The sequence below is a fragment of the Nocardia sp. NPDC051990 genome, assembly GCF_040680755.1.
Taxonomy (GTDB): domain Bacteria; phylum Actinomycetota; class Actinomycetes; order Mycobacteriales; family Mycobacteriaceae; genus Nocardia.
In genome coordinates this window covers 128,609-155,516 of record NZ_JBFAXH010000010.1, presented here as the reverse complement: position 1 = coordinate 155,516, position 26,908 = coordinate 128,609, and the positions used below count along the sequence as shown (strand labels likewise).

6 protein-coding genes are annotated in these 26,908 nt (G+C 66.4%); 3 read left to right on the top strand and 3 right to left on the bottom strand.

The window, feature by feature from the left end:
• Window positions 1-168: 168 nt before the first annotated feature.
• Together AB0L63_RS20180 and AB0L63_RS20175 are read right to left on the bottom strand one after the other, a co-directional pair.
• Window positions 169-16,722 carry an amino acid adenylation domain-containing protein gene (locus AB0L63_RS20180; RefSeq protein WP_364502819.1) on the bottom strand — a complete coding sequence of 5,518 codons (16,554 nt, stop codon included), beginning with the start codon at window positions 16,720-16,722 and terminating at the stop codon, window positions 169-171.
• A gap of 526 nt (window positions 16,723-17,248) precedes the next feature.
• Window positions 17,249-18,682 (bottom strand): CYTH and CHAD domain-containing protein, encoded by a 1,434-nt coding sequence (locus AB0L63_RS20175; protein WP_364502816.1) that lies wholly within the window; start codon window positions 18,680-18,682, stop codon window positions 17,249-17,251.
• Between the two features lie 404 nt (window positions 18,683-19,086).
• On the opposite strand from AB0L63_RS20175, the gene AB0L63_RS20170 reads away from it, so the two are divergent.
• A complete protein-coding gene (locus tag AB0L63_RS20170; RefSeq protein ID WP_364502813.1) occupies window positions 19,087-19,587 on the top strand; it encodes a hypothetical protein in 501 nt (166 codons plus the stop codon).
• Window positions 19,588-19,604: 17 nt separating this feature from the next.
• On the opposite strand, the gene AB0L63_RS20165 is transcribed toward AB0L63_RS20170, so the two are convergent.
• Complete coding sequence (locus AB0L63_RS20165) at window positions 19,605-19,970, bottom strand: hypothetical protein (protein WP_364502810.1); 366 nt, start codon at window positions 19,968-19,970, stop codon at window positions 19,605-19,607.
• Between the two features lie 339 nt (window positions 19,971-20,309).
• Between AB0L63_RS20165 and AB0L63_RS20160 the strand changes: the two genes are divergently transcribed.
• Window positions 20,310-25,772: a carboxyl transferase domain-containing protein gene (locus tag AB0L63_RS20160; RefSeq protein ID WP_364502808.1), complete on the top strand. Its 5,463-nt coding sequence runs from the start codon at window positions 20,310-20,312 to the stop codon at window positions 25,770-25,772.
• Window positions 25,773-25,960: 188 nt separating this feature from the next.
• The gene (locus AB0L63_RS20155) at window positions 25,961-26,605 is read left to right on the top strand and encodes a cutinase family protein (RefSeq protein WP_364502805.1); all 645 of its coding nucleotides are present in this window, start codon (window positions 25,961-25,963) and stop codon (window positions 26,603-26,605) included.
• The last annotated feature ends 303 nt before the right edge of the window (window positions 26,606-26,908 follow it).

The following is a 26,908-nucleotide window of genomic DNA, read 5'->3' as shown; positions in this document are numbered from 1 at the left end:
CGGGCCGTGGGGGCTCGATCACTGCTCGTGGTGCCTGGATGCCAGTGCCGCGGGCCGCGTCGGTTGCGAAGAGGAATTGTGAACAACAGCGGGCCAGTACTGCCGGATGGTCCGGCGCAGGCAATCGGGACCGGAACCGGAGCCTGAGCTGTCGTCTGGTTCGTCGCCTCACAACCACTCGTGCAGGACCTCCGCGATATGCCGGAGCGCCGCATCGGTGGTCATCCGCCAGTGGGTGGTGGCCACCGGGTGATTGTGCACGGAACCCGTCACTGCGGCAGTCCAGGTCGCCGCGCCGATGGAACAGGTCGGATCGTCGTGGGTGGCGGTGAAGTAGACGAGGTCCCCGTCGAACGACCGCGCACTATATACCGAGTCGAGAGCGGTCGAATCGATCGCCGCGGCCACGACCCGTTCGATCCGCGCGGCCCCGAAGGATGCGAACGGCTCGGGGAGCATGCTCAAACGCTGGGCCAGCTGGGTCAATTCCACGGTTTCGTCCAGGCCGAATGTCGCGGCCTGGTCACCGAGCAGTCCACCGAGCAGCTCCGGCACCGCTACCTCGATCCCACCGAGGCAGGATTCGGCGGCGGTGCCGAGTAGTCGACTATCCAGCATTCCCAGCAGCGCCACCTGTGCGCCCTCGTTTTGGAGTTGGACGGCCATGGCATGCGCGAGCACACCGCCGAGTGACCAGCCGAGCAGGTGGTAGGGGCCCTCCGGTTGCACCGCACGAACGTGTTTGACGTAGAGCCGTGCCCAATCCTCGATCGAATCCGGCAGTGGCGCCGCCGAACTCAGCACCGGTGACTGCAGTCCGTAGATCGGCCGATCCGCATCGAGGTGGGCGGCCAGCCCGGCGAACGACCACGCGATGCCCCCGATCGGATGGATGCAGAACAGCGGCTCGGCGGTGCCAGAGGTGCGCAGCGGCAGCAGGACATCGAATGCCGCGTCGGCACCGGCGCCCTCCGCGCCGCGCGCACGCAACTCCGCAACGATGCCCGCCGGGGTGGGCGCGCTGAACACCCACATCACCGGAATCGTTTCGGCCAGCGCCGCACTCAACCGAGCCGTCAGCTTGGTCGCGATGAGCGAATTTCCGCCGAGTTCGAAGAAGTTGTCAGCCAATCCGATGCGATCGAGACACAGTACTTCCCCGAAGATCTCGCAGACCGTGGTCTCGAGCGCCGTTGTCGGTGCGCGGTAGGCGCGGGTTCGCAGCTCCGGTTCGGGCAGCGCCGCGCGGTCGAGTTTGCCGACCTGGGTCAAAGGAACATCGTCGAGGACCGCGACCGCCGCGGGCACCATATGCGAAGGCAAAGTGCGTGCGGCCCAGTGGATCAGCCGATCCGGATCGATCACCCGATCCGGGGCGGCCAGCACGTACGACACGAGAATTGTTGCCCCAGCGGAATTCTCCCTGCCGACCGTTACAGCGAAATCCACGTCCGCATGGGCGGCTAGAATCGCGTCGATCTCGCCGAGTTCGATTCGGAAGCCACGGATCTTCACCTGGAAATCGGCACGGCCCCGATAGTCGAGCACGCCGTCGGCATTCCATGCCACCAGATCACCGGTGCGATACATCCGGGCACCCGGCTGGAACGGGTTGGCAACGAAACGATCCGCCGTCAGGTCGGCGCGACCGAAGTAGCCCCGCGCCAACTGCACTCCAGCCAAGTACAGCTCACCCGCGACACCGGCAGGGACCGGCCGCAACCGCGAATCCAGTACGTACAACTGACTGTTCCACGCCGGTCTGCCGATCGGCACGGCCAATTCGTCACGCCGGCCCACCCGATGGCTGGTGATCGACACCGCCGCCTCGGTCGGGCCGTACAGGTTGTACAGCGACGTCTCGGGCGCCGCCGCCGCGAACCGGCGCGCCAGCGCGGCGGGCAGGGTCTCGCCGATGGCCAGCACCCGACGCAACGAGTCCGGTAGCCGACCGGTCAGCAATGCGTCCAGCATCGATGGCACCGCGTGCAGCGTGGTCACGCCCGCACGGGTCATCAGTCCGTTCAGGTACTCCGGGTCGCGATGGCCATCCGGCGCGGCGATCACCAGGCGGCCGCCGCAGACCACGGCCGCCCAGAATTCCCACACCGACAAATCGAACGTCGCCGCCGTCTTCAACAGCACCACGTCATCGATGGTCAATCCGAATTGCGCTGTCTTCCAGACCAATTGATTGACAATCGCGCCGTGTGAGACCGCGACCCCCTTGGGGCGACCCGTGGAACCCGACGTGAAGATCACGTAAGCCAGGTGCTCGGCGCGCAACGGCGCGATCCGCTCGTCGTCGGTGATCGGGGCCGCGTCCACCGCGGACAGGTCCAGCCTGTCCATCAGCACCAGCGGCGCGGCGGAGGTTCCGAAACCCGCATCGGCATTCGTCAGTACACAAACCGGTGCCGCGGTCTCCAGCATGGAATCGGTCCGCTGCGCGGGTTGATCCGGATCGACCGGCACGTACACACCACCGGCCTTGCTCACGGCATACATCGCGACGACCAGATCCACCGAACGCCGAATAGCCAACGCCACCCGCGACTCCGGGCCAATTCCCAACGAAATCAAGTACCGCGCAACTCTGTTCACGCGTGCATCCAGTTCACCATAGGTGATCCGAGTACCATCCGCGGCGACCAGCGCTGTCGACTCCGATGCGGCAGCGACGGTCTCGTCCAGCAGCGACACCAAGGTGGTGGCGGTATTCAGTTGGTGTCGGGTGTCGTTCCATGTCGTGAGGATGCGTGCACGTTCGTCGCTCGCGAGCAGATCGATTGCACCGACCGGCACCCGCGGATCCACGATTACGGCATCGAGCATCCGCACGAACCGGTCCACGAAACTCCGCACCGTCGACTCGTCGAACAGATCCGCGGCGTAGGTGAAGAAGCCGCCGATACCCGTCGGCACACCGTCCACGTCGTAGCTGTCGGCCATGATCACATGCAGATCGAACTGCGAAAGCCCTCGATCCGTTGTCAACTCGGTGACGGTCAAGCCCGGCAACTCCATCGTGGCCGGCGCCAGGTTCTGGAACGACAGCCCCACCTGGAACAGCGGATGCCGTGCCGTCGAACGCGCCGGATTCAGCACTTCAACCAACTGCTCGAACGGCACATCGGCATGGGCGAACGCTTGGACGTCGATATCGCGTTGCCGCGCAAGCAATTCCGTAAAACCAGCGCTCGCGTCCACCCGGGTGCGGAACACCAGGGTGTTGACGAACATACCGATCAGATCGTCGAGCACCGCCTCACCCCGACCCGCTATGGGTGTGCCGATCGCAATATCGTCGGTGCCCGACAATCGGGCGAGCAACACCGCCAGCGCGGTATGCACAACCATGAACAGCGTCGCGCCCTCGGCCTGTGCCAGCTCCGCCAGCGCCGCGTGCGCCCGCGCATCGATGCGCAGCTCCACTCGGCCGCCCGCGAAAGACTGCACCGCCGGGCGCGGCCGATCTCTCGGCAACTCCAGCTCATCCGGCAGGTCGGCAAGGGCCCGCCGCCAGAAGGCGATCTGCTCTGCCGCCATCGACCCCGGCTGTTCCGCACTGCCGAGCAACGCTCGCTGCCACACCGTGTAATCCGCGTACTGCACGGCCAACGGCGACCAATCCGGGGCCTGCCCGAGCGCCCGAGCCGTGTATGCCGACGTCAGGTCACGAGTAAGCGGGCCGCCGGAGTAGCCATCACCCGAGATGTGATGGACGACCATGGCCAGCACGAATTCGCCGTCCTCGACCCGGAACAGTACGGCGCGGACAGGCACCTCGGCAGTCACATCGAAAGTCGTCGACACCAGTTCCAGCACAGCCGATTCCACCTCGGCAACACCGATGGTCCGGACCCCCAGCCGCGGCACATCGGAGTGGCCGGGCGGCAGGATGACCTGCACCGGATCCGCGGCGCTCGACTCACCCGTCTCCGGCTGCGGATAGATGGTTCGCAGGATCTCATGGCGCACAACGACATCGGTGAACGCCTGTCCGAGCGCTGCGATATCCAGATCGCCGGTCAAGCGGATCGCGACCGGAATGTTGTATGCGGTCGATTCGGTATCGAACCTGTTGAGGAACCACATCCGCTGCTGTGCGGGCGACAGCGGAATACGTTCCGGCCGTGGGCCCGCTACCAGGGCGCGGCGACTCCCGGTACCGGTGAGCTCGGCCACCTCCCGCGCACAACCCGCGACGGTGGGCGCGGCGAACAGCACACGCACCGGAATGCGGGCATCCACCGCCACGCCGAGGCGGGCTGTCACCCGAGTGGCGAGCAGCGAATTGCCGCCCAGCTCGAAGAAATTGTCGTCGGTGCCGATGCGTTCGATGCCGAGCACCTCGGCGAAGACACCGGCTACGACCCGTTCCGCAACTGTCGACGGTTCCCGATAGGTGCGCGCCCCGAACTGTGGTTCGGGGAGTGCATTCCGGTCGAGCTTGCCGACCGCCGTCAACGGAATCGCGTCGAGCACCACGACCGACGCGGGAACCATATGCGACGGCAGGCTCCGCCCCGCCCAGCGCGCCAGTTGCTCCGAATCCAGCGCCCTGCCCGTCACATACGACACCAGAATCATAGTCCCGCTGAGGTTTTCACGCCCGAGGGTCACCGCGTAGTTCACGTCGGGGTGCGTGGTGAGCACCGCGTCGATCTCGCCCAGTTCGATACGGAAGCCACGGATCTTCACCTGGAAGTCCGTGCGGCCCAGGTACTCCAACTCCCAGCCGGCAGCTGTGGCATCCGGTAGCCATCGGACCAGATCGCCGGTCCGGTACATCCGGTCGCCCGGCATGCCCCACGGATTCGCAACGAACCGTTCCGCCGTCGGGCCGGTACGCCCGTGATAGCCGCGGGCGAGTGCCGGGCCCGCCAGATACAGCTCACCGGCGACACCCGTGGGCACTGGCTGCAACCGCTCGTCGAGCACCGCTGCCCATCCGCCGGGTATCGGACGGCCGATCGTTATCCGTTGTCCCGCAAGCAGAGTCGCATAGGTGGCGCCGATCGTCGCCTCGGTCGGGCCGTATCCGTTGATGAAGCGGCGTCCCGGCTGCCATGTGGCCAGCAGTTCGGCAGTGGTGGCCTCGCCACCCGCGGACACCACCGCCAAGTCGGGCAGGCCGCAGGGATCGACGGTGCCGAGCAGCGCCGGGGTGATGATCGTATGCGTCACCCGTTCGACGCGCAGCAGGTCATGTAGTTCGGTGCCGCCGACGATATCCGGTGCGGCGATTACCAGGGTCGCGCCGCTGTAGAAGGCACTGGTCCACTCCTCCACCGATTGGTCGAAACTAGGCGAGCAGACATGCAGCATCCGATGGTGCGGGCCGAGTCCGAGCATGTCGACGGTGTGCCCGATGAGTCCACCGAGCCCGGCGTGGGTGACGGCGACCCCCTTGGGCAATCCTGTCGACCCCGACGTGTAGATCACATAGGCCGGATGCGACATGCGCAGCGGCGCACGCCGATCCGCATCTGTCACCGCGGCAGCCGAGTGAGCGGCGCAGCGAGCGAGCACGGCGGGATCGTCGAGCACCAGCCAATCCACCGTGTCGGGTAGACCGGCCTGCTGAGCGACCGTAATGCCCACCACCGCACCGGAATCGATCACCATATGCCGCACCCGGTCCACCGGATAGGTCGGATCGACCGGCAGATACGCGCCACCCGCCTTGGCGACCGCCCATACCGCGGCGATCATCTCGTACGAACGGCGCATAGCCAGTGCCACCACCGTCTCCGACGCGACACCTCGATCGATCAGTACGCGTGCCAGACGCGACGACAGCTCGTCGAGCTCACCGTAGGTGTACGCCCGCCCGGCGTCGCGCACCGCGACTCGATCACGCCCGAGACCGACTCCCCGGGCCAGCAGATCCGGCAGCATCCCGACGGTAACCGGGGCGCCGCCGCCCATCCCGGTCAGCCACGTGTACTCGTCGTCGACCAACAGTGGCAGATCGCTCACCCGCGCCGCTGGCTCGTCCACGACCGTCGTGAGCACCTGTACCAACCGCCGGGCAAACAGCTCCGCCGTACGGTCATCGAAAAGATCACGCAGGAAAGACATCTCGCCGCTCATCCGGGCCGAGTGACCGTCCTCGGACGAGATGGCCAGTGCCAGATCCCCGACCGCGTCCGGCGGACTCTGGAACGACAGAGCCACCTGGAACAGGGGATGGCGCCCCGGCGATCGCCGCGCTCCCAAAAGATCGACCAACTCGTCGAACGGAATCCCGGTGTGCGCGAACCCTTGCAGTTCACGCTGGTGTGCGTCCGGTAGCAGGTCGACGAAGCGCGCGCTCCGATCCACGCGGGTACGCAGCACCAATTCCGCACGGCGGCTACCCGGCATCGGTGTCCCGATCGCGATATCGTCGGAGCCCGACAGTCGCGCGAGCACTACCGCCAATGCCGTGCGCACCACCGCGGTCCATGTCACGCCCGCCGTGCGCGCGAGCCGTCGTAGACCCAAGTGCACCTGGTTCGGCACCGAGAACTCAACCCGCCCACGGACATCCGAAAGCACCGCGATGCGCGGCCGGTCCGTTGGCAGCTCCAGTCGATCGGGCAGGCCAGCCAATGTGGTGCGCCAGTACCGGGACCTGGTGATCGGGTCGTCCGATTCGCCGTCGAGCAGCAGCGCGGTATCGGCCGCGGTACGGTCCGGTGTCGTGAGCAGATCGCCGAGCACGCGGCGCAGCCGATCAGCCACCGCCTGCGCCGTCGTGTCGGCGACGATATCGCGCCGGTACTTCACCTGCACCAGCGTCCGGGTATCCAGGAAGACCACAACGGTGATCGGGTAGTGCGTGAAGTCGGCCCCGCGCATTTGCTCGATCCGCAACCCGTCGATGGCGCCGCTGGCCTGCTGCAGCCCTTCGGCGTCGACGGGGTAGGACTCGAAAACCAGCATCGTGTCGAACAGTTCGCCGTGGGGGATGGCAGAGGTCGGAGCTTGCGTAGTCGGCCCGGTGGATTCGGACATTCCGGCGAGGCGCTGGATCGCGGCTAGCCCGAGATGGTGATGGTCCAACAGCGACGCTTGCTCGGCCTGCAATCCTGCTAGCAGTGCCCGCATCGTCGTGTCGCGATCGAACCGGATCCGCACCGGGATGGCATCGACGAACAGGCCGATCATGCCGCCGATACCGTCGAGTTGCGGTGGTCTGCCGGACACGGTCGCGCCGAATACGACGTCGTCGCGTCCGGTGCTACCGGCGACGACCAGACCCCACGCCGCCTGTAGCACCGTATTGGCGGTGACCTCGGCCGTGGCCGCGTACGCGATGAGCGCCGAGGTCTGTGCGGTCGACAGTTCGAATTCACAGAGGCCGAACCCGGCGCCGACGGCCGCGGGCCACGCCAGTTCAGGGGCGAGCGTGGTCGCGGTGGCGCCGGCCAACATGTCCGACCACGCGCGCATCGCGGCCTCCCGGTCTTGTTGCGCGAGCCACCGCAGATAGTCGCGATAGGGCCGGACCGGTGCGAGCAGTGCGGTGTCGCCGCCGGTCGCGTACAGGACCAGGAGTTCCTTCATCAACAGCGGCATCGACCAGCCGTCGAGCAGGATGTGATGTCCGGTCAAGACGAGGTGGCTGTGCTTACCCACCCCGCCGACTCCGCAAGCTCCGTCGGCTGCCATCCCCTTGTGCTTACCCACCCCGCCGACTCCGCAAGCTCCGTCGGCTGCCATCCCCTTGTGCTTACCGCCGCCGTCTGCCGTCCCTGGGTGCCCGGAGTCGTTGGTGTACACCGTGAATCGCAGCAGCGGTGCCACTGCCGGATCGAATCCGCGTCGCCGCTCGGCAAGCAGTAGTTCCGGCAGCTCTGCATCGGACACACCGTCGACAATTTGCCACGGCACCTCGACGCCGTCCACCACCAGCTGCACCGACGTCCCGTCGACCGTGGGTACGAAGGCCGACCGCAGGTTCGCGTGCCGGTCCAGAATCGTCTGCGCGGCTCGGCGCAACCGGCTCATGTCCAGCTCGCCCGTGAGCCGCGCCGCCAGCTGGATGATGTAGGCGTCGACCGAACCATCCAGGAGTTCGATGAGCACCCGCAGTGCGCCCTGCAGCGGTGACAACGGCAGCACATCCGACATCGTGGGATAGTTCCGCCGCCACTGGTCCAGCTCGACCTGCGAGACCGGTACCAGCGGCACATCCGATGGAGTCAGACCGCCAGCGGTCGGATCCTTCGAGTGGTCGGCAATCGCGGTGAGCGCGGACAGCCAGTCCGCGGCCAAATCCCGCACCGCCGCCTCGTCGAGAATCGACGCCGCGAAAGCGAACGACGCCACCATCCGCGGCCCATCCGCGGTATCGCTGACAATCGTGTTGATATCGATCACCGCGGACAGCGGAAGGTCCGGATTCGGCTCCGCGGCAACGGCTCCCAGTTCCGCGGTCGGCAACCAGCCCGCATTCGACAGACCGTCGGGCACCGTACCCGCGGAGACGCGGCCGAGGTAGTTGAAGCTGATCTGCCCGAGATCACCGGCCAGCGCGTCGGCGGTATCCGGATTCAGATGCCGAAGCAGTCCGAAACCGATGCCGCGATCCGGCACGGAAAGCAGTTGCTCCTTCACCGATTTCAGTACCGTGGCGGTGGCCTCGCCACCGGCGAGGGCGGCCTCGGTGTCGATCCCCGACAGGTCGATGGCCACCGGGCTGATGCTGGTGAACCAACCCACGGTGCGGGTCAGGTCGGCGCCGGGCACGGCGTCTTCCTCGCGACCGTGCCCCTCCAGCCGGAGCAGCGTGACCGGAGTATCGATACCGCGCCGCGCCCGCCAAGCACGCACCGCCATCGCGAGCGCCGCGAGCAGACTGTCGTTGGCACTGCCCTGATACAGCGCGGGAACCGTCGTGAGCACCGCGTCGGCGACCTCGACCGGAATCCGGATGTCGAACCCGCCCCTGGTCTCGAAGGTATCGGCGACCGGGTCGAGGGCACGCGCGCCGAGCAGCGGATCCGGCGTGGCCAGTAGCCGCTGCCAGTAATCGATCTCCGCGGCACGGTCCGCCTTGGCGGCCGCCTCCACCAAACCGTGCGCCCAGCGCCGGAAGGAGGTGCCGACCGTGGGCAGTGCCACCGGCTGCCCAGCGCTGCGCTGTGCCCACGCCAGCACCAGATCCGGAATCAGAATCCGCCAGGACACACCATCGATCACGTAGTGATGGACCGCGACGGCGATAGCATCGAGCGCATCGGGTCTGCGCAGCCAGGTGAACGTGATCATCCGGCCCGCAGCGGGATCCAACCTGGCCAGCGCGGAATCCATTGCCGCGTCGGCCATCCGGTTCAGCTCGGACTCGTCGACACCGGTGGGCACTTCGATCTCGGCCACCAGTGTGTCGACCTCGACGGCACCATGTCCCAACACCTCGAACCGCCACGACCCGTCCACCTGCCACACCCGCGAGCGCAGCACATCGTGATGATCGAGCACCGCGTCGAGGGTGGCCACCACACCCGCGCGATCGATCCCCTCCGGCAACCCGAGCACCAAGCTCTGGGCGAACCGATTGAACGAACCGTTGGCGAGGAACCAAGCGAGTACGGGAGTCAGCGGAACCGTGCCGACACCACCGCCGGGCAACTCCGTCAAAACCGCCGCTGTCGATTCGTTACCGACGACGGCGACACGAGCCAACCTCGCGATTGTCTTCTGTTCGAACACATCTCGCGTGGTGAAGATGATCCCCGCCGCCTTGGCCCGCGACACCAACTGGATCGACATGATGCTGTCACCACCGACCGTGAAGAACGAATCGTCCACCCCGACCCGCTCCACAGAAAGCACCTGCGCGAAGAGCTCGGCAATCCGCGACTCCATCGCGCCGACCGGGGCACGCGACACCGTCGTCGGGAACACAGGCTCCGGCAACGCTTTACGGTCCAGCTTCCCATTCGAAGTCAACGGAATCCGGTCCAGCACCACAATCGCCGCGGGCACCATATGCGACAGCAGGAGCTCGGTCGCATACTCCCGCAGCCCGACCGGATCCACGACCCGCCCCGGCGCCGCGCGTACATACGATACCAATGCCGTTGCACCACCGGGCATTTCACGACCCAGCGTGACCACGAAATCGATATCGCCATGTCGCCGGAGCACCGCATCGATCTCGCCGAGCTCGATACGGAAACCACGGACCTTCACCTGGAAATCAGCGCGACCGACATAGTCGAGCTGCCAATCCGCCGACGAAAGGGCGATATTGCCCGTCCGATCCGCCGGCGCCGCGTACCAGCGCACAAGGTCGCCGGTGCGGTACATCCGCGAACCCGGCCCACCCCAGGGATTGGCGACAAACCGCTGTGCCGACAACCCGGCACGGTTCCAGTACCCGCGCGCCAATGCGGAACCGGCCAGATACAGCTCACCCGTGACACCGGGCGGTACCGGATGCAACCGCGAATCCAGCACGAACGCCGAACTACCCGGAATCGGCTTACCGATCGTGATGTGCTGTCCCGCAACCAACTCCACATTCGACGACATGACCGTCGCCTCGGTCGGACCGTACGCGTTGAACAACCGGCGGCCCGGCTGCCACGTGGCCAAGAGCTCCGGGGTCAGGACGTCCCCACCCACGAACAGCGTTTCCAACCGGTCCACACCGGTCGGATCGACTGTGCCGAGCACCGCCGGAGTGATGATCGCGTGCGTCACCTCCTCGGTCCGTAGCAACTCGCCGAGTTCCGCTCCGCCCAGGACAGTCGACGGCACGATCACCAACGTCGCCCCGACCGAGAACGCGCACATCCATTCCATTACCGATGGATCGAAACTCGGCGAACAGATATGCAGGTACCGGTGGTGGGGCTCCAGGCGGTACTGACCAACCGAATGATCGACCAAATCGCGCAATCCGCCGTGGGTTACAGCGACCCCCTTGGGCAGGCCCGTCGAGCCCGAGGTGTAGATCACGTAGGCCGGATGTCGCGTCCGCAATGGCGCGATCCGGTCGGCGTCGGTTACCGTTTCGGCGGATTTGCCAGCGCATAACACCGCGGTCGTTGGTGCATCCAGCACCAGCCAATCCACCCCATCGGGTAGCCGGTCGACATAGTCGGACTCGGTAATGCCCAGGGCCGCACCGGAGTCCGTCACCATGTACCGCACTCGATCCGCGGGAGACGTGGGATCGACCGGCAGGTACGCAGCACCGGCCTTGGCGATCGCGATTGCCGCAAGCACCATGTCGTAGGAACGCGGCAGTGCCACCGCGACCGGCTGTTCGGGACCGAGACCTCGATCGATCAAGACCCGCGCCAACCGCGACGACTGTTCGTCGAGTTCGCCATAACTGATCGACCGACCCTGGTAACGCACCGCAACCCGATCCCGCCCGAGGGCCACTCCACGGGTCAGCAGATCTGGCAGCAACCGGGTTGCCCGCACCTCATCGTCGTGGACCCGGGTCAACAAGGCCAGTTCGGCGTCGCCGAGCAGCGGCAGGTCACCGATCGGGTCCCCGGGGCGGTGCATCGCGGCCGCCAACAGCCGGAGGAATCGCTCGGCGAAGACCTCCACGGTGCGCCGGTCGAACAGATCGGGCGTGAAATATAGGTTCGCGGCGATGCCCGCGCTGTCTCGGCTCTCCCGAATATGCAGGGACAGATCGAACGCCCTGCGCGCGACGGGGGCCTGAGCACCGGCGGACAACATCACCGGTACCAGCGACCGGGCCGGATCCAGCAATGCCAGCAATCCGTCGAAGGGCAGGTCGGCTCGTGTGAATGCCTGTAGAGCAATGTCTTTCGCCTGCACAAGCAGATCGTCGAAGGAGATGTCGCCCGACACCCTGGTGCGCAGTACCACCGTGTTGACCGATCCGCCTGTTTCGGCGGGAGTGCCGATCGCGATGTCATCGGTACCCGATAGTCGCGCGAGCAGTACCGCGAAAGTCGCGTGGACAACGGTGAAAACCGTCGTGTCGCGAGTCTGCGCGACCTGGTGTAGCCGGTGCTGCAGATCCGCACCGATCTCGAACTCGACGCAGGCTTGCGCAAGCGAGGACACCGCAGGCCGTGGATGATCCGTTGGCAGGTTCAGCTCATCCGGCAGCCCCTGGAGCGCGGTGCGCCAGTAGCGCGTCTGTGAAATCAGATCGCCGCGTTCATCGAGGATTCGATTGATTTCCGCCGGCGTGCACTCCGGCGTCGCAACGAATGCACTGATCAGCACCCGCAACCGGTCGGCGAGCGCCTGCGCGGTCGCAGTGCTGATCATGTCGCGCCGGTGCAGCACCTGCACATGTAGTTGGGTGTCCAACTCGACCTGGACAGCCACCGGATAGTGGGTGAAGTTGCGACCTTGGAGATCGACGACTTCCAACCCGTCGATCGTCCCGTGGGCCTGCCGCAGACCATCGGTGTCGACGGGGTACGACTCGAAGGCCACAAGAGAATCGAACAACTCACCAGCACCAACGGCGCGCTGAATATCGGCCAACCCGAGGTGATGACAATCGAGCAGCGAAACCTGTTCGGACTGAAGCCGAATCAGCAGTTGCCGCACCGGCGCATCGGAGTCGAACCGAACCCGAACCGGGACGGTGTTCGCGAAAAGGCCGACCATTTCGTCGACCCCGTCGACCTGTGGTGGTCGCCCGGAAACCACCGCGCCGAACACGACATCGTCGGCGTCGGCGCAGGCCGCGAGCACCAGACCCCACGCTGCCTGAACCACCGTATTGACGGTGACCTCGGTTGCGGCGGCGAATGTCAGCAGCTCCGCTGTCGCGGCAGGTGACAAGTCGGCGGCGCAAACCCCATGGCCGTCCGCGGCCGTCCCGGGCGGCGGCAGGGTCGCGGCCAGCCGAGTCGGCGTCGGACCGGCCAGCGCTTCGCGCCACATCTGCCTGGTTGCGTCCCGGTCGTACACCGCCAACCAGGCGAGATAGTCTCGATACGGCCGGACTCGCGGTAGCGCCGCCGAATTGCCGTCGGCCGCATAGGAAATCAGCAGTTCCTTCATCAGCAACGGCATCGACCAGCCGTCCAACAGGATGTGATGTGCGGTCAACACCAGATGTACGCGTCCGGAGTCCGTGCGGTACACCGTGAATCGCAGCAGTGGCGCCACCGTCGGATCGAATCCGAGGCGCGCTTCGGCGGCCAGCAGCGACGCCAGATCGGTGTCCGGTGTGTCGACGATCCGCCACGGGACCGCCAGCCCCTCGGCAATGATCTGGACCGGGGTGCCCTCGGCCGAAGTTCTGAATGCGGCCCGCAGGATCATATGCCGATCCAGCACCGTCTGCGCCGCCCGCCGCAGGCGATCCAAATCGATCGCGCCGGACAATTCCACCGCCGACTGCAGCAGATACGGATCTGCCGAATCGTCCGAAAGCTGTGTCAGGAAAAGCAATCCGAGCTGCAAGGGCGACAGCGGCAGGACATCGACCAGACCCGGATGCTCGCGCTGCCAGATATCGAGTTCACCCTGGGTGATCCGCACAAGCGGGACATCCGCCGGAGTCAGGCCACCGGCCGCCGGATCGTGTACATGTCCAGCGAGCATGGTCAGTGCGGCCACCCAGTACTCGGCCAGCTCCCGCACGCAGGCCTCGTCGAGGATCTCGGACGCGTACGCGAACGACGCATTCAGCTGGGTGCCCGCGTCGGTATCGGTCACGATCGCGTTGATATCCACCACGGCGGCCGCGGGCATCGCGCGATCTTGGTCGGCCTCCGGGGCGCCCCAGTCGGCGGTCGGCAGCCAACTCCGATCCGTGAGCCCCTCCGGCACGTCGCCCGCGGAAACCCGACCGAGATAGTTGAAACCGATCTGGCCGAGCGCACCGCCGAGCTCGCCTACGGAATCGCCGTCGAGATAACGCAGCATGCCGAAACCGATGCCCTTATCCGGCACCGCGAGCAGCTGCTCCTTCACCGTCTTGAGCATCGACGCGGTGCCATCGGCCTTGTTCCACGCCGCATCGACGTCGATGCCGGACAGGTCGAGCACCACCGGATACATGCTGGTGAACCAGCCGACAGTGCGGTTCAGGTCGGCACCGGCGACGGTGTTTTCTTCACGACCGTGCCCCTCGAGCCGGATTCGCGTGGCCGCGACATCGCCCCCTCTTTTCGCCCGCCACGAGCGCACCGCCAGTGCCAACGCCGTGAGCAGACCGTCGTTGACTCCGCTTCGATACAGCGTCGGCAACTCGGTCAACACCGCATGGGTGACCTCGGCAGGCACGGCGACGGTGAAATGCCGCACTGTTGCCGCGGTATCGACGACCGGGTCGAGCGCCCGTGCGCCCAATAGCGGATCAGCGACGGTCAGAACCTGCCGCCAGTACGGCAGCTCGCTGGCACGGTCCGCGGCGGTCGCCGCCTCGGCCAGACCGTGCGCCCACCGCCGGAACGACGTGCCAACGCCGGGCAGGGTGATCCGGTGCCCAGCATCGCGTTGCACCCACGCGGTCACCAAGTCCGAGATCAGAATGCGCCACGATACGCCATCGATCACGTAGTGATGCGCGGCGATGATCAACGCATCCCGGCCGTCCGGTCGAGACAACCAGGTGCAGGCGATCATCAGGGCCGCCGCCGGGTCGAGTGTGTCGAGGGCGGAATCCATTGCCGCACTGGCGGTTCCGCACAGCTCATCGATGTCCAGACCCGCGGGCACGTCGATACGCGTGAGCAGCGCGTCCGCGTTCACCGCACCCGGCGCAAGAGTTTGCAGCTGCCATCGCCCGTTGGCAGCCCACACCCGTGCGCGCAGCATGTCGTGGTGGTCCAGCACCGCGGTGAGCGTGGCCACCAAACCCGCCCGATCGATGTGCTCGGGTAAGGCCAGCACCATCTGCTGGCTGAATCGGCCGAACGACCTCCCGCCGACGAGGTGCGCGGCCAGCACCGGTGTCAGCGGAACCTCCCCGACACCCCCGCCGGGCAATTCCGCGAGCCTCGGCACGGGCTCGGCACCGACCACCGCGACCCGCGCCAATCCGGCCACCGTGCGCTGCTCGAACACATCTTGGGGAGTGAACACAATCCCGGCCGCACGGGCTCGCGACACCAGCTGGATCGAGAGGATGCTGTCGCCACCGGCGGCGAAGAACGAGTCTTCTGCCCCGACCCGCACACCGAGTACTTGGGCATACAACTCGGCGAGTCGAGATTCCACGGCGCCTACCGGGGCACGCGACACCACCGCATCGAACACCGGCTCGGGTAACGCCTGCCGATCGAGCTTTCCATTGGCGGACAAGGGGATCGCGTCGAGTACAACAATCGCGGACGGCACCATATGGCCAGGCAATGAGGTTCCCACGAAGCCCACGAGCTCTCCGGTATCGATGGAAATGCCGGTCCGCGGCAGCACATAGGAGACCAGCAAGGTCGCGCCCGATGGCGCGACCTTGCCGAGAGTCGCGGCGTATTCGATATCGGGGTGATCGGTCAGTGCCGCGTCGATCTCACCGAGCTCGATACGGAAGCCGCGGATCTTGACCTGGAAATCCGAGCGGCCCACATACTCGATTGCGCCATCGGCCCCGCGGCGCCGCACCAGATCGCCGGTGCGATACATCCGCGCGCCAGGGGTACCGGCTTCCCCGCCGAACGGATTCGCCACGAATCGCTCCGCTGTGAGCGCCGCCCGCCCCAGGTAGCCCTGCGCCAGCGCGGGACCGGAAAGATAGAGCTCGCCGATCACGTCGGCGGGTACCGGCCGCAACCGCGCATCCAGCATCACCGCGCCGACACCCGGCAGGGCGGTACCGATGGTGATCGGCTGCCGAGGCACCAACTCGGCGCTACCCGTGGCGAGAATGGTGACCTCGGTCGGCCCGTATGCGTTGTAGAAAGACCGCCCGGCCACCGCCCACCGCCCGACCAGCCCGGGACCGAACGCGTCACCCGCGACGACCACGACCCGCAACGCGTCGAGTCCGACCGGATCGACCGACTCCAGCGCCGCTGGCGTGATCAGCATGTGCGTGACACGCTCACGACGTAACAGGTCGGCGAGTTCGGTGCCGCCGAACACCGTTGGCGGGGATACCACGAGCGTCGCGCCGGAACTGAAGGCGAGCAGCAGCTCGAGCACCGATACGTCGAAGTTGGGCGAACAAACGTGCAGTACTCGCGAATCGCCATCGACCGCGTAGCGCTCTCGCTGCGCGTTGACCAGCATCGCAAGACCCGCGTGGGTCACCACGACGCCCTTCGGGCGACCGGTGGAGCCGGAGGTGTAGATGACGTAGGCCGCATGCTGTTCGGTCGGTGTGCCCACCCGATCGACGTAGGAGATCGGATGTGCGGGTCGTGCCGCGATCCGCTCCCGCTGCAGTGGATCATCGACATCGAGCCAGCAGATCTCGGTGCCGAGCCGCGAGCGATGCGTCGAGTCGGTAAGCCCCAGCACCGCCCGGGAGTCGGCGACGATGTATGCGATGCGCTCCGGCGGAAGGGTGGGATCGACCGGTAGGTAGGTCGCACCGGTCTTGGCAATGGCCCATACGGCCAGCACCGATTCGATCGAGCGGGTGAAGCCGACGGCGACGATGTCGCCGGGGCCCACGCCCTGTTCGATCAGTTCCCGTGCCAGTCGCGATGACGACTCGTCCAGCTCCGTGTAGGTGAGTTCGCGCTGATCATTCGGTTCGCCGGTCGGGTTGTAGCTGATCGCGATCGAGTCGGCCGCGGATTCGACCGCTGCGGCCAGCAACTGTATGAAGAGCGGGCTACTCGATCTGCGGCGATTTCGACCCCGAACGGTACGACGAACCCTATCCATTCGAGTACTACAGTCCTCTCGCGTCGAGCCCACAGGTGTTGCCGAAACCCACGAACCCGGCTGGATCCCGGCACACCGTTGGGTGGACCAGTGTCGAACTAAGCGAGAAGGAATCGATTTCGGAGCATTTGTGCCATATCAAAGCACAGCAATCGAAATCATGACGTGTCATGTCTTTCGTTCGGCGGGAGAACGCTCACCGGTTGCTGGATCAACAGCTGAGTCCGTCGGAACCGCCGCACGCACCACGGGGGGACGTAGTGCCCGAAGTCTGGGAGGATAGCTGGCTTGCCCCTGTCGCCGGACAGATCATCGAGTGGGCACCCATCCGCGCGATCAGGTGCAGTGCGGCGGCGCGGGCGGTTGACCGCACAGCTCCGCTATTCGGAGGTACGCAGTCGTCGCATTGTCGCGATCGCATCGGTCAACGTCGGGGAGACGGGCGGTGGCGTGTGGGTCACGAGTATCTGTTCGCGGCGATGGTGGCGGCCCTACGGCGGGCGTCGTCGGCGGCGTGCAGTTCGTTTGCGTACAGCAGGCCGTAGGTGAAGCCGTTCTCGCCTGCCGCTGTGCCCGCGGTCGTCGCGGTGCGCCACAGGAATCGTGACGATACGATGCCGTCGTTGTAGTCGCCGAGCACGCTTTGAATCTTCTTGTAGTACTTGATGTTCGGCTTCGCTTGCCTGCATTTTCCGGCCGGCTCGACCAGTTCGGCGGCGTAGCGGGCTCGTTTGGCAGCCTTGCGGGCGCGGTGCAATGACTCGTGTCGTTGGTTATGTAGCGCGGTCGCGAGCCGGCGATCGGCCTTGCGCGCGGCCGCGCGAGCCCGCTGCACGAGTTCACGTCTGCGAAGTCGCCCGTTGAACGGCGGGTGCGATTGCCAGGTATGCAGGGTCGCGAGCAACTCCAGGTAACGAGTCGAGTCCATGGCCTCGGTGAGTGCGTTGCGGCTTGACGCCTGTCGGGCCAGCAGCGTCGCGTCGATGCGCGCGGCGACCGGACCGAGGACGAGTTCGGGCGGCAGTTTGTTCACCTGGTCGGCCAGACGGCGACGTTGGACGTGGCAGTCGCGCACATCGCCGAGCACCCCTGCGTACCAACGCAATTCGTCCTCGACAGCACTGATGGCGCAGCGGTCCAACAGTCTTCCGAATACGCGCAGAGTGCTGCGCAGGCGCCGCGTCGCGACCCGAGTGTCGTGGATCGGATCCTCGCCGCGCCGCAGAGCGACGTCACCGGCGAAGATCATGTCGATCTGCGCGGACAGGTATGCACAGATGGCGCGTTCCGCCCCGGTATCCGTGACCGGCTCAGGCTGCGCGGGTAGCACGCGAGACAGCTTGGAGGGAAACTCCGACCTGCGTGCACCCGCCTCGGCGAGGCTGTCCACCAGCGCCGCGGGTACCGCGTCGATCCGCGGGCCGAGTTCGACCTCGACCTCGTGCCAGGCGACGGAACTTCCGCCCGCCGCTGTCGTGTCGACGATGTCGTCGTCGACTTCGACTATCAATTCGCCGTCCGGCCCGAGTACGCGGTGGCGATGACGCAGCGTGCGAATCGTGGCGACCGCGTGCAGTTGTTTACCCAGCAACGCGCCGGCGACTACCTCGACGAACTCGTGCGGCAGTTCCGTCGAGAGCGGGGCATGCAATTCGGTCCGACCGCTCGGATGGGGAACTTTCAACTGCCAACCGGATTCGTCGGTACCTTCCCGGCGGCGCAGGGTGAGATTGTGAGCGAGCAGATCCAGCTCGGGGGTGTCGAAATAGGTGCTGGTCAATTCGACCGACGTCTCTTCGATCCGACTGCCGGAGACGAGGTTGTCCAATGCCGGAAGCGTAAAAACCCCGTCGACCTCCCATTTTGTCTCGCGTTCCAGTGCTTCCTCCATGTATTGCGCGTTCCCGGCCCACCGCACCTGAAACAGCGGGCATCACCCCCGAGGCGGATGCCGGGCAATCGCACCCGCCCGAAGGACGTTTCCGCCAGGTCGGCACCCGACCGCGGCAATCGGCCTGTATCGGACGGAATACCTGCTCGTCGCTACACCATCCAGACCGTTATTCCGCGTGTCGGTTCGAAGCCGAGGGCATACTGGTCGGGCCATAGCTGCACCGAGGAAAGACAAGACCCGAAGGGGCGCTGTCACATTCGAAGCCGCGCACCACCGCTCGTGAGCACGGTTCGGCGCCGACCCGTGACGGGTAGCCCCAGCCGTGCGCCATCGATAGATACTCGCCTACCTGTGCACGATCCGCCTGGCTGTTCTCGAGCTTTCGCACATTGGAGGAACGGATGAATCCATGGACCGCGCGGCTGTCCGTCAACAGAGTCGCTGTCGCGTCCGCCTCGGTCCTGATGGCACTTGCGGCGGTCGCGTCCTTCATATTCGGACACCATCTGGCACGGTTGGCCGGAACGCCGTCAGCCATCGCATGGCTGTGGCCGATTGTCGTGGGCTGCACGGTCTTTCAGATCGCTTACTGCTACGTGATGGTCGGAACATTGCCGTACCGGACCGGAATCGTCCGACCGTACTTCGGGGTTCTCCTGCTGGGCGGCGTCGCCGTCGGCGTCTTCGGAAACGCTTTCAACGCAACGGATCCCGCCGAGCTTTCGCTGGCCGTGAAAACAGCCATAGCCGCCGTTCCGCCGCTGTGCCTGCTGCTGGTGGTCATCAACACCTCGATCTTCTTCAGCGCTACCAAACCGTGGCTGCACAGTGCGGACGAGCTACTGCGACCTGCGGCAGCTGAAACGCCCGTCGTCGACGCAGCCGGACGTCTGCTGTCGTAGCTCGACCTTTCAGCCTCTCAATTCGCCTGCTCGGTGTTCAGGCGCGCGGCGGTGAGGTGCTCGGCGGCGAACCGGGCGATAGTGCAGGCCTGGCGGGTGTGAGCTTCCGGGTGTGCGGTGCGCTGCTCCAGCGTGGCCCGGATCCGATCCAGCGATGCCGTGGCATCGCTGGTGGCTCGGCGGAGCACGGTGTGCCGATGGTCGAGTTCGCGGTAAGCGAGGTCGATGTCGTGGCAGCGGCGGCGTAGATCGGCGACGTGGTTGAGCAGGTCGGCGACCTCACGGGTGGTCAGGGTGAGGGTCGGGTGCTGCTCGCCGGAGAGGATCGCCTCGCCAGCGACCTCGGCGCAGCGCGCGTGCAGTACATCGAGAATGTCGGCCACCCAGATCACCTCCCACACCGCGCCCGAAACGAGAGAGAGGTTGCAGGTCAACGCATCCGGCAAGGATCGGACGCGAATCGACGCTCCCGCTCGTTTTGATTGCATTGATCGACACGCAATTCGACTACGACCCGATCATGGGTACGGTACTGGAAGCCGGCCCGCCGAGGAATTCCGCCACTAGTGTCATAGGCGCATAGAAGGAATTTCCCACGATACGCGCGGGTAACCACCTGACGTTGTGTACCTACGCGCGATCGAGGTGCAGACTACGCGGGACCGGCAGTCGCAAACCGTCGCCCGACCGGGCCAGTGCTATGGAGTGGAAGGAGTTGGCGAGTGTTCAGCCGCATCGCCATCGTGAACCGGGGAGAGGCCGCTATGCGGCTCATCCATGCCGTCCGAGATCTGGCCGCGGAGACCGGGCGACCGATAGAAACCGTCGCGTTGCACACCGATGTCGATCGGAACGCGACATTCGTGCGCGAGGCCGACATCGCGTACGACCTCGGTCCGGCGTCCGCGCGCCCGTATCTGGATCTGAAGGCGCTCGAGCTCGCTCTGGTGACGACCAAGGCTGATGCCGCATGGGTCGGTTGGGGTTTCGTCGCGGAGGATCCGGCGTTCGCGGAGCTCTGCGAGGAGATCGGCGTCACCTTCATCGGCCCGAGCCCGGAGGCCATGCGCAAACTCGGTGACAAGATCGGTGCGAAGCTGATCGCGGAGGAAGTCGGCGTGCCCGTCGCGCCGTGGAGCCGCGGCTCAGTCGAAACCGTGGACGCGGCCCGCGTGGCCGCCGCCGAGATCGGTTACCCGCTGATGCTGAAGGCGACCGCCGGTGGTGGTGGCCGGGGTATCCGGGTGATCACGAACGAGGCTGAGCTCGTCGATGCGTACGAGCGCACCCGTCAGGAGGCCGCGCGCGCCTTCGGCAGTGGCGTGGTCTTCCTGGAACGGCTGGTAACCGGCGCCCGGCATGTCGAGGTCCAGGTGATCGCGGACGGCCAGGGAACCGCGTGGGCGCTCGGCGTCCGCGATTGCTCGGTGCAACGGCGCAATCAGAAGGTCATCGAGGAGTCGGCGTCACCCGTACTGCGTCCCGAGCAGACGGCCGAACTCAAGGCGTCGGCCGAGCGGTTGGCGATCGCGGTCGAGTATCGCGGCGCCGCGACCGTCGAGTTCCTGTACCACCCAGGCGACGAGCTGTTCGCCTTCCTCGAGGTCAACACCCGTCTGCAGGTCGAACACCCGATCACCGAGTACACCACCGGTTTCGACCTGGTTCGGGCGCAGCTGCTGGTCGCATCAGGCGGCAAGCTCGAGGGTGAACCGCCGGCCGAGCGCGGACACGCGATCGAGGCCAGGCTCAACGCCGAGGATCCGGACCGCGACTTCGCGCCCGCTCCGGGCCGCATCGCGCGGCTGGATCTGCCCGCCGGGCCGGGCATTCGAGTCGATACCGGCGTCAGCGAGGGCGACACGATTCCCGCCGACTTCGACTCGATGATCGCCAAGATCATCGCCTACGGTCGCGACCGCGACGAAGCGCTGGGCCGGCTGCGCCGGGCAGTGGCGCAGACCAGGGTCGTCATCGAGGGCGGCGCGACGAACAAGAGCTTCGTGCTCGACCTGCTGAACCAGCCCGAGGTGATCGACGCCAGCGCCGACACCGGCTGGATCGACCGCGTTCGCGCCGACGGGCGCCTGGTATCGCATCGCCACTCCGCGATCGCGGTGGCCGTCGCCGCCATCGATGCCTACGAAGAGGACGAGCGCGTCGAGCGGCACCGGCTGCTTTCCACGGCGGCCGGTGGCCGTCCCCAGGTGCAGCACGAGAGCGGCCGACCGCATGAGCTCAAGTTGCGCGGCGTCGGCTACCGGGTCCGTGTCGCGCGGATCGGTGCGCATCGGTTCCGCATCGGCATCGAGGCGGGCGGCGATATGCGCGCGGCCGATGTCGATCTCGAGCGCTTCGACCGCCACACCGGGCAGATCGTGGTCAACGGCACCCGCTACCGCGTGATCACTGGCACGCACGGGACGATTCATCTGGTCGATGTCGACGGTGTGACGCATCGGATCAGCCGGGATGAGGGCGGTGTCGTCCGATCGCCCGCGCCCGCGCTGGTCGTTGCCACGCCGCTGGAGGTCGGTGCCGAGGTCGAGGCGGGCGCACCGGTTCTGGTGCTGGAGAGCATGAAGATGGAAACGGTGCTGCGCGCGCCGTTCCGGGCTCGGTTGAAGGAATGCGCGGTTTCGGTCGGCACTCAGGTCGAGACCGGCGCGCCGCTGCTGCGGCTGGAACCGCTCGCCGAGGAGGACGAGGCCGAGGACGCCGCGGCGGTCGAGTCGGTCGAGCTGGACCTGCCGGGCGAGCCCGCACCGGTCCGGCCGCATGAGGGTCCGGCCCGCAGCCTGCAGGACCTGCGCAGTTTGCTGCTCGGCTTCGACGTCGACCCGCATGACGAGCGCCGCGTGCTCGACCACTACCTCGCCGTGCGCCGGGCGGCCATGGCGGACAACCGCCGCCCGCTCGCCGACGAAATCGAACTGGTGCAGGTGTTCTCCGACCTGTCCGAACTGAGCCACAATCGCTCCTCGGACGAGGACGGCAGCCAGGGCCATGTCCACAGCGCCCGCGAGTACTTCCACACCTACCTGCAGAGCCTCGATGTGGAGCGGGCCGGTCTGCCGGAGTCGTATCAGGCCAAACTCGCCAAGGCGCTCGGGCATTACGGTGTCGCCGAGCTGGATCGTTCCCCTGAGCTCGAGGCAGCGGTCTTCCGGATCTTCCTCGCCCAGCAGCGGCCGTCCGACACCGTCACGGTCATCACCACCCTGCTGCGCGAGTGGCTGCGCGAGCCGGTGCCGGACCGGGCGCTGCGCGAGCCGGTCGGTCTGGCGCTGGAGCGGCTGGTGGCCGCGACGCAGGTGCGATTCCCCGTGATCGCCGACCTCACCCGCGGCCTGGTGTATTCCTGGTTCGGCCAGCCGCTGCTGCGGCGCAACCGTGCCCGCGTCTACACCAATGTCCGTAAGCAGCTGAGCCACCTCGACGCACATCCGGAAACACCCGATCGCGCCGATCGCATCTCCGAGATGGTGCGCAGCACCGAGCCGCTGGTGCGGCTGCTCGGTCAGCGGCTGGTGCGCGGCCTGGCGGACAACACGGCCATGCTCGAGGTGCTGACCCGTCGGTACTACGGAAACAAGGGTCTGGCCGGTGTGCACACCCGGGAGGCCGGTGGGTGCACCTTTGTGATCGCCGAGCGCCGGGGTCTGAGCCTGGTGTCGGCGGCGGTGAGTTTCGATGCGCTCGACACCGTGCTGCGCGGTCTCACCGAACTGGCGAGTGTGGCCGCGTCCATCGAGGTCGATATCTACCTGAGCTGGGAGAAGCAGCCGGAGGACTTCGACGCGATGGCGGCGGCGTTGCAGGAACGGCTCGGTGTGCGGCGGTTGCCGAACCAGATCCACCGGATCACCGCGACCGTCGCGGGCAGCGGCGGTGCGGTGATGCACCATCACTTCACTTTCCGCCCGTCCGCCACCGGCATGGTCGAGGAGCGGTTGATCCGCGGCCTGCATCCGTACATCGCGGAGCGGATGCAGATGAAGCGGTTGCGTAAGTTCGATCTCACTCGGCTCCCGTCCTCGGATGAGGAGATCTACCTGTTCCGCTGCATCGCGAAGGAGAACGCGTCCGACGAACGTCTGGTCGCGTTCGCGCAGGTGCGTGACCTGGCCGCGCTGCGTGAGCACGACGGCCGGTTGCTGGCGCTGCCGACGGCCGAGAGCACCATCGCCACCTGCCTCGACTCGATCCGCCGGGCACAGTCGCAGCGGCCGTCGGCCAAGCGGTTCCACACCAACCGGATCGTGATGTACATCTGGCCGCCGGTCGAGGTGACCCGCGCCGAACTGGAGATGATCGTCGATCGGGTGCGGCCGACGACCGCGGGCGCGGGGCTGGAGGAGATCCTGCTCATCGCACGGCACCGGGACCGGAAGACCGGTGAGTTGATCAAGGTCGCCGTGCGTATCGCCTTCGACGCCACCGGCGGCACCGAGGTGACCATCGGCGAGCGGTCCGACGAGGTGGTCGAGCCGCTCGACGAGTACCGGCAGAAGGTGCTGCGGGCCAGCAGCCGCAACACCGTGTACCCCTACGAGCTGACCGGTCTGCTCGGTGAGTTCGCTGAGTACGACCTCGACGCGGGCCACACACTCGTACCGGTCGACCGGCCGAAGGGACGCAATAAGGCCGCGATCGTCGCGGGCGTGGTCACTACACCGACCGAGCAGTATCCAGACGGTGTCACCAGGGTGGTGCTGCTCGGTGATCCGACGAAATCCCTCGGCGCGCTCTCGGAACCGGAGTGCCGTCGGGTAATCGCCGCGCTGGACCTGGCCGAACGGATGCAGGTGCCACTCGAGTGGTACGCGTTGTCCTCCGGCGCCCGAATCTCGATGCAATCGGGCACGGAGAATATGGACTGGGTGGCGGCGGCGCTGAAGCGAATCGTCGAATTCACCCAGGACGGCGGCGAGATCAATATCGTGGTCTCGGGCATCAATGTCGGTGCGCAGCCGTATTGGAACGCCGAGGCCACCATGCTCATGCACACCAAGGGCGTGCTGGTGATGACGCCGGATTCGGCGATGGTGCTCACCGGCAAGCAGGCACTGGACTTCTCCGGTGGCGTGTCGGCCGAGGACAACTTCGGTATCGGCGGCTACGACCGGGTGATGGGCCCGAACGGGCAGGCGCAGTACTGGGCGCCGAACCTGCTGGCCGCGCGGGATGTGCTGATGTCGCACTACGACCACACCTATGTGGCGCCTGGTGAGCAGTCGCCGCGACGGTCGGGCACCAGCGACCCGGCCGATCGCGACATCTCCGATTTCCCGCATGTCGTGGCGGGCAGCGACTTCACCACGGTCGGCGAGATCTTCTCCGCCACCGCCAATCCGGACCGCAAGAAGCCGTTCGACATCCGGACTGTGATGCGGGCGGTGGCCGATCAGGACCATCCGGTGCTGGAACGCTGGGCGGGGATGGCCGACGCCGAGACGGCCGTTGTGCAGGATGCGCGACTCGGCGGTATCCCGGTGTGCCTGCTGGGCATCGAGTCCAGGGGAGTGCCGCGCCGCGGCTATCCGTCCACCGACGGCCCGGACACCTACACGGCAGGCACGTTGTTCCCGCAGTCCTCGAAGAAGGCCGCGCGGGCGATCAATGGGGCCAGCGGCAATCGGCCGCTCGTCGTGCTGGCGAACCTGTCGGGCTTCGACGGCTCGCCGGAATCGATGCGGAAGTTGCAGCTCGAATACGGTGCCGAGATCGGCAGGGCGATCGTGAATTTCGAGGGCCCCATCGTGTTCTGCGTGATCTCGCGGTATCACGGTGGTGCGTTCGTGGTGTTCTCGAAGCTGCTCAACCCGAATATGACCGTGCTCGCGCTGGAGGGCTCGTTCGCCTCGGTGCTCGGCGGCGCCCCTGCGGCCGCGGTGGTGTTCTCCGGTGATGTCGATGCGCGTACGGCGGCCGATCCGCGGGTGCGGGATCTCGAGGCGCTCGCCGCGAACGCTGTCGGCGCCGACCGTGCGGCACTGACCGCGGAACGTGACGAGGTCCGGTCGTCGGTTCGCACGGAGAAACTCGGCGAGGTCGCAGCGGAATTCGACCGCGTGCACAATATCCAGCGGGCGGTCGAGGTCGGTTCGGTCGATGCCATCATCCGTGCCGCCGAACTGCGCCCCCGCATCATCGAAGCCATCGAGGCCGGCCTGCCCGGCTGACCCTCTGGATTGCTGAAATAATCGGCCGTCTCGGCGCCTATCGGGCCCCGAGACGGCCGATTTTCATTGCCCCCGCGCCTCGGTGGCGGAGTACCATTGAAACTTGTCTCTGACAAGTGTCACTCGACGCCTCACAATGACGTGAGGGCTGAGGAAGCACTTCTCACAACGGCGTGAGAGGTGAGCAAATGGGCGACCGAAAGGTGGTTCTACTCAAAAGGTGGCCGATCGCATCGACATTCGCGGTCTTGCTGATCGTGGCGAGTGCCGTGCTCGGTCCGCATGCGGCGGCACAATCATGTGCCGCGGTGGATCTGGTGATGGCCAGGGGGACCCAGGAACCCGGGTACCTCGGAACCTTCGTCGGTGATCCGCTGTACGACGCGATGCGGCACGCATTGCCGATGAGCGTGCAAGCGTATCCGGTGAACTACCCTGCGAATCTCACGGATGTGGGTACGGGTAGCGCTGATCTGGTCGCACACGTCGCTGCTCAGGCTGCGGCCTGTCCGGACGAAGAGTTCATCCTGGCCGGCTACTCGCTGGGCGCGGGTGTGGTACACGCCGCACTCGGCACCGGTATCGTCGCCGGACTGCCGGGCATGGTGCAATTGCCGGGCGATCTTGCCGACCGAGTGGCCGTCGTACTGCTCTTCGGTGACCCGCTGCGCTCGATCGGGTGGCGTGTTCCCGACCAGTACCTGGCCCGCACCGCCGATTTCTGCGCGGCCGGTGACCCGGTTTGTGGCGGCGGAGTCAATCCGAGTGCCCACGCCCGATACGACGATTTCATCAGTGCCGCAGTGGGATTCAGCGCCGCGCATTTGCCTTGAACCAGGACCCCGCGTGGCGGCGAATTCGGCCTTCTCGGTTGCGAATTCGGCCGATGGGGCGACGATTGGTGCGACCAGCGTTGGCCAGGAAAGGAAGTCGGCGTCGACCTTGCCGACGAGACCGTTGCCGAATTCGACGTAGCGGGAGCGCCTCCTACAACCTCGACACCGACGAGTGGAAGTGCGCAACGGAGCACCGGCCTGACCGGCGCTTGCACATGACCGAACGAGCGGGTACTCCGGATATCAGGAGGTGTTCGATGTTGCCCTCCGCATCCGATCCCCTGATGCGGACAGAAGAGG

What these genes read in the sequence shown, in the direction of transcription:
- AB0L63_RS20175 (WP_364502816.1), bottom strand. Translation starts at nt 18,682, where the DNA reads ATGGAGGAAGCACTGGAACGCGAGACAAAATGGGAGGTCGACGGGGTT.
- AB0L63_RS20170 (WP_364502813.1), top strand. Translation starts at nt 19,087, where the DNA reads ATGAATCCATGGACCGCGCGGCTGTCCGTCAACAGAGTCGCTGTCGCG.
- AB0L63_RS20155 (WP_364502805.1), top strand. Translation starts at nt 25,961, where the DNA reads ATGGGCGACCGAAAGGTGGTTCTACTCAAAAGGTGGCCGATCGCATCG.